Source organism: Mediterraneibacter sp. 210702-DFI.3.120 (genome assembly GCF_020561005.1).
Classification (GTDB): domain Bacteria; phylum Bacillota; class Clostridia; order Lachnospirales; family Lachnospiraceae; genus Mediterraneibacter; species Mediterraneibacter faecis.
The window spans coordinates 1-14175 of sequence record NZ_JAJCNG010000028.1 but is presented as its reverse complement, the minus strand read 5'-3'; the positions used below and the strand labels follow the sequence as shown (position 1 = coordinate 14175).

The 14175-nt window shown below is 41.4% G+C and carries 12 protein-coding genes; all 12 read right to left on the bottom strand.

The window, feature by feature from the left end; genetic code table 11:
• Window positions 1–19 precede the first annotated feature (19 nt).
• The gene (locus LI162_RS13100) at window positions 20–463 is read right to left on the bottom strand and encodes an RrF2 family transcriptional regulator (protein ID WP_020437112.1); all 444 of its coding nucleotides are present in this window, start codon (window positions 461–463) and stop codon (window positions 20–22) included.
• A gap of 89 nt (window positions 464–552) precedes the next feature.
• Window positions 553–1860: an O-acetylhomoserine aminocarboxypropyltransferase/cysteine synthase family protein gene (locus LI162_RS13095; RefSeq protein WP_015530089.1), complete on the bottom strand. Its 1308-nt coding sequence runs from the start codon at window positions 1858–1860 to the stop codon at window positions 553–555.
• A gap of 114 nt (window positions 1861–1974) precedes the next feature.
• A complete protein-coding gene (gene cysK, locus LI162_RS13090) occupies window positions 1975–2907 on the bottom strand; it encodes a cysteine synthase A (RefSeq protein ID WP_015530088.1) in 933 nt (310 codons plus the stop codon).
• Window positions 2908–3230: 323 nt separating this feature from the next.
• Complete coding sequence (locus LI162_RS13085; protein WP_020437113.1) at window positions 3231–3731, bottom strand: PTS sugar transporter subunit IIA; 501 nt, start codon at window positions 3729–3731, stop codon at window positions 3231–3233.
• 22 nt (window positions 3732–3753) lie between these two features.
• Complete coding sequence (locus LI162_RS13080) at window positions 3754–5187, bottom strand: glycoside hydrolase family 1 protein (protein WP_020437114.1); 1434 nt, start codon at window positions 5185–5187, stop codon at window positions 3754–3756.
• A 13-nt stretch (window positions 5188–5200) separates the two neighbouring features.
• The gene (locus tag LI162_RS13075) at window positions 5201–6061 is read right to left on the bottom strand and encodes a MurR/RpiR family transcriptional regulator (RefSeq protein ID WP_020437115.1); all 861 of its coding nucleotides are present in this window, start codon (window positions 6059–6061) and stop codon (window positions 5201–5203) included.
• A 99-nt stretch (window positions 6062–6160) separates the two neighbouring features.
• Window positions 6161–7537 (bottom strand): PTS transporter subunit EIIC, encoded by a 1377-nt coding sequence (locus tag LI162_RS13070; protein WP_020437116.1) that lies wholly within the window; start codon window positions 7535–7537, stop codon window positions 6161–6163.
• A 34-nt stretch (window positions 7538–7571) separates the two neighbouring features.
• Window positions 7572–9461, bottom strand: coding sequence for an oxidoreductase (locus LI162_RS15775; protein WP_020437117.1), 1890 nt, complete (start codon window positions 9459–9461; stop codon window positions 7572–7574).
• Window positions 9462–9698: 237 nt separating this feature from the next.
• Entirely contained in the window at window positions 9699–10919 is a 1221-nt protein-coding gene (locus tag LI162_RS13060; protein WP_020437118.1) for an ATP-binding protein, read from the bottom strand.
• A 118-nt stretch (window positions 10920–11037) separates the two neighbouring features.
• On the bottom strand, window positions 11038–12036 hold the full coding sequence (locus tag LI162_RS13055; protein ID WP_226866367.1) for a LacI family DNA-binding transcriptional regulator: 999 nt from the start codon (window positions 12034–12036) through the stop codon (window positions 11038–11040).
• 163 nt (window positions 12037–12199) lie between these two features.
• Entirely contained in the window at window positions 12200–13489 is a 1290-nt protein-coding gene (locus LI162_RS13050) for an Nramp family divalent metal transporter (RefSeq protein WP_020437120.1), read from the bottom strand.
• A 90-nt stretch (window positions 13490–13579) separates the two neighbouring features.
• A partial coding sequence (locus LI162_RS13045; protein ID WP_226866368.1) for a dihydrodipicolinate synthase family protein occupies window positions 13580–14175 on the bottom strand: 596 nt, incomplete at its 5' end.

Below are 14175 nucleotides of genomic sequence, written 5' to 3'. Positions count from 1 at the left end.
CTCCTTACGTTCCACTCTATTAAATATAGTACATTCCCTCAACAGAATCCTGATACCCTTCGTATGCATCCACAAGATCCTTAAGCGTCACATCTTCCAGAATCTCCTGAACACAATCATTGATTCGATCAATGATCAGATGCTGAATTGCTTCCTGATCTCCACGTCCCACGTTGTTTCGATCAACTTCATCTTCCAGATCATAAGTTCCTTCCAATGCTTCTACAATCTGCGCAACCGTGATCTCTTTCGGATCTCTCTCCAGAAAATATCCTCCCTGGGAACCTTTCATACTTTTTACAATATGAGCCTTGCGAAGAGCTGAAAATACATGCTCAAGATACTGGGCGGAAATGTCATTTCTCTGTGCGATACTTCCTAATGAGACCAGCTCTGTCCGTGAATTCACCGCCAGATCAATAAGAGCACGCAGTCCATATCTACTTTTCTTTGATAATTTCAAACGCTTCTACTCCTTTCTTCTAAACACTATAGGAGCAGCTTTTACTGCTCCTACTTCTTACAGATTTTTCTGTTTTCTCTGATTCTTATTTACTGAATTGCTTTGAATGCCTCATCCAGATCCTGAATGATATCATCAATATTCTCTGTACCGATGGACAGACGGATTGTGTTTGGCTTGATTCCCTGATCGAGAAGCTCTTCCTCTGTGCACTGGCTGTGTGTTGTTGTTGCCGGGTGGATAACAAGTGATTTCACATCCGCTACATTTGCAAGCAGTGAGAACAGTTCCAGGTTATCAATGAAATCCTGAGCTTTCTTAGAATCACCTTTAATCTCAAATGTGAAGATAGAACCACCGCCGTTCGGGAAATATTTCTTATAAAGTTCCTGCTGCTTCGGATCCGGATCTACAGATGGATGATGTACTCTCTCAACCTGTGGATGATTGTTCAGATACTCAACAACCTTCAGTGCATTTTCCACATGACGCTCTACACGAAGGGAAAGTGTCTCAAGTCCCTGCAGGAAGATAAAGGAACTGATCGGAGAAATTGTTGCTCCTGTATCTCTCAAAAGGATTGCTCTGATCTTTGTAACAAATGCAGCCGGTCCGCAAGCCTTTGTAAAACTGATGCCGTGATAGCTTGGGTTCGGATCTGTCAGTGACGGGAATTTTCCTGAAGCCTCCCAGTCGAACTTACCGCCCTCGATGATAACTCCACCGATTGTTGTTCCATGTCCACCGATGAACTTTGTAGCAGAGTGAACAACAATGTCAGCACCGTACTCGATTGGTCTTACGAGATAAGGTGTTGCAAATGTATTATCTACAACAAGCGGGATTTTATGCTTATGTGCGATATTTGCGATTGCTTCAATATCAACTACATCTGAGTTCGGGTTACCAAGTGTCTCGATGTAAACAGCTTTTGTGTTCTCCTGGATTGCATTCTCAACTTCTTCCAGATTGAAAATGTCAACAAATGTTGTTGTAATTCCATAATTCGGAAGTGTATGCTCAAGAAGGTTGAAAGATCCTCCATAAATATTCTTTGCAGATACGATGTGATCTCCCTGCTGAGCCAGATTCTCAATTGTATATGTGATTGCTGCTGCTCCGGATGCTACTGCAAGTGCTGCTGTACCTCCTTCAAGTGCTGCAATTCTCTTCTCAAACACATCCTCTGTCGGGTTTGTCAGACGTCCGTAAATATTTCCTGCGTCTTTCAGTCCGAAACGGTCTGCTGCATGCTGGCTGTTGCGGAACACATAAGAAGAAGTCTGGTAGATCGGTACTGCTCTTGCATCTGTCACCGGATCCGGCTGCTCCTGGCCTACGTGAAGTTGTAATGTCTCAAATTTAAATTTTCTGTCTTTTCTCTCTAATTTTGCCATGGGTTTATTCTCCTTTTTCTAATTCCTGTTTTGTATTCTTATTCCGCAGCCAGAGCTGCTTGGAAGTTAAAATCTTACTTAATTAATGCCTTGCTGTTGTCTTGATATTCGTGCCTACTCTGTAAAGAGTGGTGTAGAGTAGTATCTGTCTCCGCTATCCGGAAGAAGTGCTACGATTGTCTTGCCCTTGTTCTCCGGCTTCTTTGCATATGCGATCGCTCCGGAAAGTGCTGCTCCTGAAGAAATACCTACCAGGATTCCTTCTGTCTTTGCAAGAAGCTTCGCGGCTGCGAATCCTTCGTCATTGTCTGCTTTGTATATCTCATCATAGATCTTTGTATTAAGGACATCCGGTACGAATCCTGCTCCGATTCCCTGAATCTTGTGCGGTCCGCCCTTTCCTTCTGAAAGTACCGGGGATGCTGCAGGCTCAAGTGCTACAACCTTCACATCCGGTTTCTGGGACTTCAGATATTCACCAACACCTGTCAGTGTTCCACCTGTACCAACACCGGCGATAAAGATATCAACATTTCCATCTGTGTCTTTCCAGATCTCCGGTCCTGTTGTCTCTCTGTGTGCTTTTGAGTTCGCCGGATTAACGAACTGTCCCGGGATAAAGCTGTTCGGGATTTCCTTTGCAAGCTCTTCAGCTTTTGCAATTGCTCCCTTCATTCCCTTTGTACCTTCTGTAAGTACGATCTCTGCTCCATATGCTTTGAGGATATTTCTTCGCTCAACACTCATGGTCTCTGGCATGGTAAGAATTGCTCTGTACCCCTTCGCTGCTGCGATTGATGCAAGTCCGATTCCTGTGTTTCCGGAAGTAGGTTCGATGATAACAGAACCTTCTTTCAGGATTCCTTTCTCTTCTGCATCTTCGATCATTGCCTTCGCAACACGATCTTTCACACTTCCTGCCGGATTCAGATACTCAAGCTTTACAAGAATCGTTGCTTCAAGTCCAAGCTCTTTTTCCAGATTCACAGGTTCAACAAGTGGTGTGTTTCCAATCAGTCCAAGTGTGCCTTTATAAATTGCCGCCATAGTCTATATCCTCACTTTCTTTATTAACCTACTTAGTCGGTGTGTTTTTGATGGTTTGTATTATATACTTATAAAACCCATCTGTCAACTATGTTTTAATATTTTTCTACATTTTTTATTATACAATATCGATCGGAGATGTAAATGATCAAAAAATGCAAAAAAAATCCGCTACTAATAACATATACTGTTTCATTTTCACTGCCCCGAAAAGAGAGGTGTCCTGTATGCGTAAATGTGTTAAAAAGACCGATGCCCCGCCCTCTCAGACGAACCCATCGGTCTTTTCTTCTAATCCTTATATCTTCTGTCGGATTTTATTCCTAGAACTCCGCAATCACAGTCTCACCCTGTACTGCATCCATTCCTGTATGTAACTTCATATCCGGATATTCATCTCCGTTTGTGACAACAAAAATACAGGTTGTCTCATATCCGTGTGCTTTGATCTTCTCCGAATCGAACTGAAGGAGCTTATCTCCTGCATTGACCTTCTGTCCTTCTTTTACGAAGTACTTGAAGCCTTCTCCTTCCATATTTACCGTGTCGATTCCCTCGTGGATCAGAATCTCTGCTCCGTTGGAAAGTGTAAGACCTACTGCGTGTTTGGATCCTTCCATCAGTGCTGAAACTGTTCCTGCACATGGAGCTACGATCACATTGCCTTCCGGCTCGATTCCAAGTCCGTCACCTAACGCCTTGGAAGAGAATACCTCATCCTTTACTTCATCGATTGGGATTACCTTTCCTGACAGATAAGCTGTCAGAACTGGTGTCTTATTCTCTTCTACCGGTGCTTCTTTCTTCTTAAAAAATGAAAACATACTTACTTTCTACCTTTCTTTTTCATAAACATTGTCCATTCGTTGCGATTACGTTCTTATACCAATCGAAGGAATCTTTCTTTTCTCTTGAGAGGTCCCCGGTTCCATCATCAAATTTATTGACGTAGATAAATCCATATCTTTTTGCCATTTCGCCGGTTGATGCAGAGACCAGATCAATGCATCCCCACGGCGTATAACCCATCAGATCCACCCCATCTTCTGTTGCCTCATACATAGCTTCAATATGTCTTCTCAGATAGTCAATTCGGTAACTGTCATGAATCTGTCCATCCTCTGCCTTTTCATCTCTTGCACCAAGTCCATTTTCCACAACCATGATTGGTATTCTATAACGTTCATAAATCTCATTCAAAGAATACCTTAGTCCATCCGGATCAATCTGCCAGCCCCAGTCGGAGGCCTGCAGATACGGATTCTTCGCTCCACCTGCCAGATTGCCTTCCACTGTTGCTTCTCCCTCATGCGTTGTAATACAGGAAGACATATAATAAGAGCAAGTATAAAAATCCACAGTTCCTCTTTTTAATATTTCTTTCTCTTCTTCACTGATTTCCAGACAGATTCCCTGCTCTTTAAAATAACGTTTCATATAAGACGGATACTCTCCCCGGATCTGCACATCTGAACAGAACCAGTTAATCACATGATTGTGTTTCTGCGCAGCCAGCACATCTTCCGGATCACAAGTCAGCGGATACGCCGTCAGAAATACATTCATATCCCCCATTTGAAATTGCGGATAATGCTCATGTGCATATGCAACTACCTTTGCGGAAGCCAATAACTGGTGATGCAGTGCCTCAAACCGAACCTGTGGACTTACCGGTGCGTCTGCAACCGGTCCTTCATATCCTCTCACCGTACTAAGAGACAGGGTTGTACCAAGAGGAGTTACACCTCCATTGATCTCATTAAAGGTAAGCCAGTATTTCACCAGATTCTGATAGCGGTCAAAAACTGTATAACAATATTTTTCAAACAACGCAATGACATTCCGGTCAGCCCATCCGTTATATTTCTCTACCAGTGCATATGGCATCTCATAATGGCTCAAAGTTACCAGTGGTTCAATCCCGTATTTCTTACATTCTTTAAAAACATTTTCATAGAAGACAAGCCCCTTTTCGTTCGGCTCTTCTTCCATTCCTGTTGGATAAATCCGCGTCCAGTTGATCGATGTTCTGAAAACTCTGAATCCCATCTCCGCAAAAAGGGCAATATCCTCTTTGTAATGATGATAAAAATCAATTGCCTCATGACTTGGATAAAATCTGTTTTCTCTTATCTCTGTCGTAATACATTTTGGATTCCGCTTTGTTCCATTCGTGCACAGATCCGGAACTGATATTCCCTTTCCATCCACGTTCCAAGCTCCTTCAAACTGGTTTGCTGCACATGCTCCTCCCCACAAAAAATCTTTTCTAAATGCCATATCTGCTCCTTATTTATTCTTGCTTTTTACTTTCTTTAATTGAATATGCTTTTTCTTGTGTCTCTTTTTTATTACTTTCAAAATCAAGCTGATATAGAAATGAGAACATACAATCCAGAATAAAGTGAAATGCGCTGTATACCGCAAAGGTATCAATCTTCTCTTCATAAGATCCCTGTTCCTGGACATCCACCAGAATCACTTCCTGACACATCCTCGCCACTGTACTTTCCGGTGTCACTGTAATACCAACGCAATACCTCTTCTTCTTTTTCAGAAGCTTCAGACTTTCTACCACATCCCTGTTCTCGCCAGATTGCGAAATTATCAGATTTACAGTATGTTCTGACCCTGCCAGTGCATATCCCGGAAGAAAACAGGAACTCATTGTCAGATTTACGATTTTTCCAAAACGTAACATTTTCTGCTGAAATTCCATCGCCACCGTAGCAGATGTTCCAACACTGAAAATATTGATCATATCTGCACGGCTCATCCGACGGACAATTCTCTGAAACTGATTATAATCAAATCCCGACATTGCTTTATTGATCGTGTCATGATTCAGCTTCGCGAGCTTTCTTGCAATCTGCTCAAAAGAATCGCTTCCTGAGAATGGGTAATTCGCATCTACTGCCCCCTGACTTGCATATACCTCATACTCTGAATAAAACAGAATCTGAAACTTTTTATATCCGTCTAATCCAAGTTTCTTACAGAATCTGGTGATTGTTGACGGCGAAGTAAATGTCTCATGTGCTAATGTCTGAATTGACATGTTCTTTACATCAAATCCGTTCTTCATCAGATAATCTGCTATGCTCTTCTCAACCTTTGTGAAGTCTGTCTGTTTCATCAGTTTTTCTATAATCATAATAACTCCCCTTCTCCTGATTTCTTCCGAAAATAAAACCTACATTTATTTTAACAAAGAAGATCTCAGAAAAAAAGGGGAGATGCATTGCCATACTAACTAATTATATTCTTTTACTTTACCGCTCTTTAAGAGGAACGCTGTGATTCCAAATCCAAGTGCGATTGCTACAACAATTCCCACACAATACATCGGGAAGTTGACACATCCAAGCCAGCCACTGAATGCCAGAATTCCGGTAAAGGCAAAGTTCGTTGCTGCCACACCACCGATTCCAAACACGAGTCCCGCTGCTGCACCAGAAAAGACCATTGTTCCAAGAAGCCATTTACTTCGCAGAATAATTCCATAAAGTCCCGGCTCTGTAATACCACAAAGAGCATTTGTAAATGCAGCAGATCCTGCTGTTGCTTTATCTCCACTGTTCTTGGCAAATACTGCAACTGCAAGGCAGATTCCAAGTGCAGCGTAACCGCCCAGTCCACCTGCTGCCAGTGCCGGTTCAAATCCCTGCTCTGCCATAACTCCAAGAAGGATTGGTGTTACTGCCCAGTGCATACCAAGAAGAATTACCAGTGAGAATAAGCCACCAAACACAATGCCTACAAGAATTCTATTTGCACTTATGACACCATAAACAGCATTGATGCCATTTGCAATAAATCCGCCTGCCGGTCCAAACACAAGAATGCTGAGTGGAACGAATACGATCAGGCACAGGAACGGAACAAGAATAAACTGTGTCACCTGTGGCAGAATCTTTTTCAACCATTTTTCAAAATAACTCATGCAGAATACTGCAAGCAGGATCGGGATAAATGATCCACTGAAATTATATGCTGTAAACTTAATACCAAGCAGTGATGCTTTTTCACCTGTTACAAGAAGATCTGCAACTCCCGGGTACATGATGGATGCTCCAAGTGTCACCGCTACATAAGGATTACATTTAAAATGCTTTCCTGCTGTAAATGCAAGCAGAATCGGGAAGAAATAGATCAGTGAGTAAAAAATTGCATAAAATGTCTGGTAAGTAAGACTTGCACTGTCCACTACTCCAAGATTGGCAAGCAGTCCGATCAGACCGGATGCAATACCACCTGTTGCAAGGATTGGAATATATGGTGCATAAACGTCAGACATCATTTTGGAAAATCTGTCCAGCAGCCCTGCCTTCTTTTCAGATTCATTTCCTGCATCCTGCTTTGTCTCTTTTGCTATGTTCTTCAGTTCCGGTGTCTCCATAAGCTGCGCGTAAACATCATTTACCTGTGGTCCGATCAGAACCTGATAATAACCGGAACTTACAAGCGCTCCAAGTACCCCTTGGGTTTCTTTCAATGCTTTCTGATCAAACTTTGTTCCGTCTTTCAATGTAAAACGAAGTCTTGTTGCACAGTGGATGCAGTTTTCAATGTTTTCTGCCCCACCAACTCCGGCGATCACTGACTGGATTAATTCTGAATAATCTTTCATTTGTGTTCCCCTTTCTTTTTCTCTTTTCCTTCTTCTAAATATTTAATGCTGCTGTATATCCCTCAAAATTAGCATTCATAATATTAGACGGGCTGACACAGTCCCCAATTGCTACTGTATCCCTGCAGATTCCATAAAAGGATTCTACAAGCTGTCTCTGTGCCACAAGTCCTGTTGAGAGGATCAACTGGTCATATGGAAGCTGCTTTTCTTCCCCAGATTCATTTTTATAGATGACAACATCCTCTTCAATCCTGCTGCATCCACATTTTAACAGACTGTGAAGATTTTCATGCAGTAAAAATTTCTGTCTCAACGCTTCTCTGTACAGAGAATTTGCATTCGCAGCAAGCGTATCTGTTAATTCAAGAATTGTAACATTCTTCCCATTTTCTGCAAGTTCAAGTCCGATTTCACATCCAATACTTCCACCGCCCAGAATTACAATATTCTGACCAAGCTGCTCCGGATGTGCGATTGCTTTTGTCGCAAGCTGTACTTTTTCACCTTCCACACCTGGGATTGGAAGAATTCTCTCCACTGCCCCAAATGCAATAAGAAGTGAATCCGGCTGCAATTCTTTTACCAGTTCCGGATCTGCTTCCGTATTCAGAAGGACTTCTATTTCTCTTTTGAAAATCTGTGTCAGATAATAATCTAACAGTCTCTGAACTTCCTCTTTATGTGCTTCTTTTGAAATAAACCGGAGCATTCCTCCCAATTCTTTCTGTTTCTCAATGATTGTTACTTTATGTCCCCGGTCACTTGCTGTAATTGCAGCTTTCATTCCCGCCGGACCACCTCCAAGAATTACAACATGTTTTTTTGTCTCCGCCTTTGGAAGATTGATTTCAGACGGAACAAATTCCTGATGGTGATACCGCGGATTTACAGAACAGCCTACATTCCAGTGATCCGAAGAAATATGATAACAGTTCGAGCATCTGAGACACGGAACAATATCTTCCGGATGTCCTTCCATTGCTTTCTTCGGCCAGTATGGATCCGCAAGAAGCGTTCTTCCAAAAGCCACCATATCTACATAACCTTTGGAAATGATTTCATCTGCCATGGCAGGTGTCATCACCGCACTGACAACAGACACCGGAATCTGTAACTCAGCCTTTGCCTGTTTTGCCCATTTCAGATTCGGCATTTCTTCTTCAAGATTTGTTGTAATACAATGGACATTTGCCTCAAAAATCTTGTCAATACCAGAAGAAATCTGAACCGTATCAATATAAGGTTCCGCTTTCTTTAAAAAGTACATTACATCCTCAAAGCTTATAGAATCTTCAATCCATTCATATGCACTGATTCTGATATCGATTGGATAATTGTTCCCTACTGCTTTTCTCACTGTCTCCAGAATCCGAAGTGGGAAACGACTTCTGTTTTCAATACTCCCCCCATAAATATCTGTGCGATGATTATAATGTGGGGAAAGAAACTGTGCCGGCAGCCATCCATGTCCAAAATGAAGAAAAATCGAATCAAATCCTATCTTCTTCGCACTTGCTGCTGTTTCTGCATACCAGCGGAGCGTCTCCTCCATCATTTCTTCATCCATCTCTTTTACTTCAACCCCATCCGGACGGATCAGTGCAGATGGTCCCTTTGCATAATCCACAGTTCTGGCATCCTGACCTGCATGAAATATTTCAACGGAGGCCTTTGCCCCACCTCTGTGAATCTTAAGCACTTTTTTCCTTGTCTCTTCTCTTTCGTATTTAGCAAACGGGTATGGCTCTTCCGGACTTGCGAAACTGGATCTTCCAGGTTCCACGATTGCATGTCCTGCAATCACAAGTGCCGCCCCACCCATTGCCTTTTCTTCGAAATCATCACCTGTCGGTGTTGCTATGATCCTGTTCTTCAGAATCATTCCATTCACAGAAATCGGTTTAAATAAATGATCAAACACTTCTCTTCTCCTTTCCTTGTCTCTTTTGGAATACACTCATCTTAAAGCACTCTTCTGTGATACACAACCTGTCAGAAAAGGATAGAAAATAATTTTCACAAACTCTCTTATTTTCATATCTATTTATGAAATTTATTCACTTTTTTCTGCTATTCATTGATAAAATCATGATTTTACACAAAAGAAAGTCAGGTACTCTGAATTTGAATCCTGAATTCAGAATACCTGACTTTTTCTTCAATTTTCCAAAAGCCAATCTATTACATTAATTACTTTTATACCATCATAATTTCCAAGCGAAAATTGATCCAGTGTTAAAACAATTTTTTCATAATTGTCTTTAATCTCCTGTAATGGTCTCATTTCTCTTTCAAAAGTTTCTTCTGCTGTCATATCTGCCGTCACCTGATAATAAACGATTACCCCTTGTTTTTGAGCAACAAAATCTACTTCTGTAGCGCCATATTTACCTATATTCACCTTATTCCCACGGCGCAATAATTCAAAAAAAACAATATTTTCAATAGAAAATCCAAGATCATAACGCTTTCTTGGCAAAATGTGATTGCGAAGCCCCAAATCAACCATATACAACTTCTTATTAACTTTTAACAGCTGTTTTCCTACTATATCAAATCTATCTACTGAATAAAATATAAATGATTCTGTCAACGCATCTACATAATCACTCACCGTATTCGCAGATACTTTTCTACCTGATGAAATCAAATAATTTGTAATACTTTTTATAGAAATTGGGCTTCCGATCACACTTGCCAGATATCGCGCAATTGTCTTCAACAATGTAATGTCTGTGATTTTTCGCTTGCCACAATTCATCTCTTTTCTTGACTGACGATCTTCAATATCTCTTACAATCACCGTATTATAAATACCTTCCAGATAGATCTCCACTTTTTCATCTGTTCTGTCCATCACTGCAATGTAGGGAAATCCACCGGTTTTCATATATTCTGAAAATGCCTGTTCTTTTAGAATTCCTGTAATTTCAACATATTCTTTAAAGGAGAGCGGTAACATAGAAATTTCAACATATCTTCCTGTTAATAGTGTAGCCAAATCCCCTGAAAGCATATATGCATTAGAACCTGTAATATAAATATCAATATTTTCTTTTACATGAAGACTATCTACCACTTTTTCAAAGGATGTTACCTTCTGAATCTCATCCAGAAAAATATAAGTCATCTTGTCTTCGCAAAGTCGTTCTTTAATATATTGATATAATGACTTGTAGTCCAACAATGGCTCATTTTCTAATTCTTCAAAATTAATTGATATAATTTGTTCTTCTGTAACCCCAGCTGATTTTAGTTTATTCTGATATTGTTTTAATAATGTTGATTTTCCACAGCGCCTGATTCCAGTTACAACCTTGATCACCTGCTCGTCTTTCCATGACCATAGCTTTTGTAAATATTCCTTACGTTCGACCATACAGCGTCCCTCCCTTTTTCCAAGTATAGCATACTATATGCTCTTTTTCAAAAAATATTCCCATTTCGGAGTTTATTTTTTTATTCTCAAAAAAAGATTCCTATTTGGGAATCTTTTTCTATGTCGTCTCTCGCTCAATCAACTTCGTTCCAAACACCATATGCTGCACGCTTGGTTTCTCATCATCCGCCGCTTCAATATCTTCTAATATCATATCCGCTGCCCTCTGTCCCATCTCACGACCCGGCAGCTCCATGGAAGTCATCGCTGTCTCAAGCATTCCTCCGATTGCATGACCGGTAAGGCTGATGACCTTGACTTCCTTCGGCACTTTCTTTCCGCTCTCTTTCAGTGCCCGGAGTACTCCGATTCCCTGCATATCCGCAGCAACCATGATTCCATCTACTTCATCAAATGCCTCTTTGAGCCGCTCTACGCCTTTATAACCATCTTTGAAATAATTTCCACGCGGCAGTCCCGACTCTACCTGATACTCCTTCAGACCGAGTTCTTTCATTGCTTTATGATATCCTCTGTAACGTTCCGCATATGGTGTAAACTCTGTCGATCCGTTGATAAAACCAATCTTTGTACACCCTTTCTTATAAAGATATTTTGCCGCTTCATATCCGCAGGAGAAGCAGTCAGCTTCTACTGAACTGAATTTTCTGTCCTGATTTCTGACAAGCTGGACAACTGCCACTCCATTTGCCTTGATATCACGGATCAATCTTGTGTTCTGTCCGGTCGATGCGATCAGGATTCCGTCTACCAGTCCATTGCGCAGACGGTTCAGACACTCTGCTTCAATATCCGGATCATCTTTTGTCATGCAGATCATCAGGCTGTAACCCCTGTTACCTGCCTGCATCTCGATTCCCTGGACAATCTCACCAAAAAGAGAAAGATTCACAGATGGTACAACTACTCCAAGCGTCCGTCTCTTCCCCTGTTTCAAACCTTTCGCCAGCAGATTTGGGCGATAGCTCAACTGCTCTACCGCTTTAAATATTTTCTTTTTCGTATCCGGATGAACATACGACGTATTGTTCAATGCTCTGGATACCGTACTCACATCTACGTTCGCAAGCTTTGCAACATCCTTTAATGTAGCCATAACATCTCTTCCTCCTGTGCATCTGTTCTGTCTCGTACGATTAATTATCACTCTTCCTATTATAACATGCCACAAAAGCCTGGCAACCATCTCGTTATGATAATCACCAGACTTTTCATTCTTATCTATAAGACCGTAGAAGCGGACACATACTTCCTGATCTTTATGAAAATGAAGCAATCAGCTTCGGAATATAATTTGCAAGTGCAGAGACTGTCATTGCTAATGTAAAGAGATAACTGACTGTCATAAGAACCTGCAGTACTCTTGGTGCCTTCAATCCAGCCTGAACTTCTTTCTTCCAGAACATCAATGTGATGAAAAGACCTGCAACCGGAGTTGCGATTGATGTTGCGATGTTAGCAATGAAGATCAGCTGTGTCGGAGAACCGTCGTAGATGAAGCAGACTACACATGCAAATGCAAGTGTGATCATACATCCCCAGCGGATCAGCTTGGACTCAAGTGCAACGTCTTTGTCGAATCCTGCACTTAAAAGTACCATACCTCTCTGCGTATTACCGAGAAGTGAAGAGAATCCTGCTCCGAGAAGTGCAACTCCCATTACAATGTTAGAAGCTTTTCCAAGGAAAGGAACAAGAAGCGCTGCCAGCTGTGCCGGTGCTTTAATCTGAATTCCCTGTGGATTCAGAACGATTGCTCCAACCAGCATGATCGCTCCGGAAATCAGGATAACTGATACAATATGTGCGATTGCATCCCATTTCATTGCTCCGTTAAATAAATCCTCTTTTTTCCACTTTTTCTCAGCACCGAGATATGTTCCATAGATTCCTGCTGTCACAGCTGCATTTGTACTGATATAAGCAAGTGCTGTTGTAAGACTTCCTTCCGGTACACTCCAGTGTGTTAATCCATGTCCCATTGCACCCCAGTCAGGTCCGCCGGTTGCAACCAGTGTTGCATAGAAAGCAAATATCATAGCAATGATACAAACTAAAATTCCTTTTTCTACTTTTGAATAAACACCTTTTGAAAAGTAAAGCACTGTAAGTACTGCCAACATGATCAGTGCTCCTAATTTCCAGTTGATTCCAAATACAAGGTTCATACCTGCACCTGTTCCGGAAATATTTCCAAGTGTAAAGAACAGGCAGGATAAGAATAATGCAACACCACAGAATCCAGATGCAACTTTTCCATAATAATGTCTGATCGCATGTAAGATTGGCATTCCTGTCAACATAGAAATACGGTAGGATGTCAGCATGAATGTAACACCCATGATCAGGATCGGTATAATCAGCCAAATCAGGCTGTATCCATAATTCGCACCAATCATTGCAGATGTTGTAATATTACCAGGTCCGATTACTACTCCGGTAAGGACAATTCCAGGACCTACACGTTTTAAAATTTCTTTTGCAGAAAGCTTGTTGACTTTTGATGGATCAAATCCATCTATCCCCAGATTTTTGTTATTTTCTGTCATAGCTCCTCCGTTCTAAGAGTGATGTCTGAAACATGATTTTTTCGTATATATTTCAGACACCACATCTATAGTTATATCATAATTTTCGTCTTATTTATCTTCGAACTGAGTCATATCAACTTCCGGAAGCTGGCTTCTCTCAAGTCCAAGAGCTACCCAGTCTTTTTCTTCCTGATTCAGCGGAAGAACCGGTTTTCTCATAAGTGCTGAAGAGAAGATTCCTCTCTGTTTCAGAGCTTCTTTCAATCTTGCATGTGCTTCACCTGATGGCTGTCCGCCTCCGTAGATTGCCTGGGAAATGTGGTAGATACGATCTGACCAATCCTGAGCTTCTTTTAATGTATGTTTGTCTGGGTTAGCAAATACTTCTCTTGCCGGGCAGATGATCTCCGGTACGCATCCTGCGAATCCAATCAGAGCTCCGTCCATTCCTGGGAACCAGCTTACGCACAGTGTCTCGTCATGGCATGTGATAAGAGATATGTCTGGGCACTCCTGACGAAGAAGACGTACATCATGCTCGTAGATAGATGTAACTCGTGTTCCCATCTTGATACATTTAACATGATCGATCTCTTTGCACATTTTGATCAGTGTCTCTACCGGATAGAAAGCTTTGCTTGTTGCCGGGTACAGGTGGATGATGATGTCGATGTCAGCTCCCTCTGCAACATCTTTTACATACT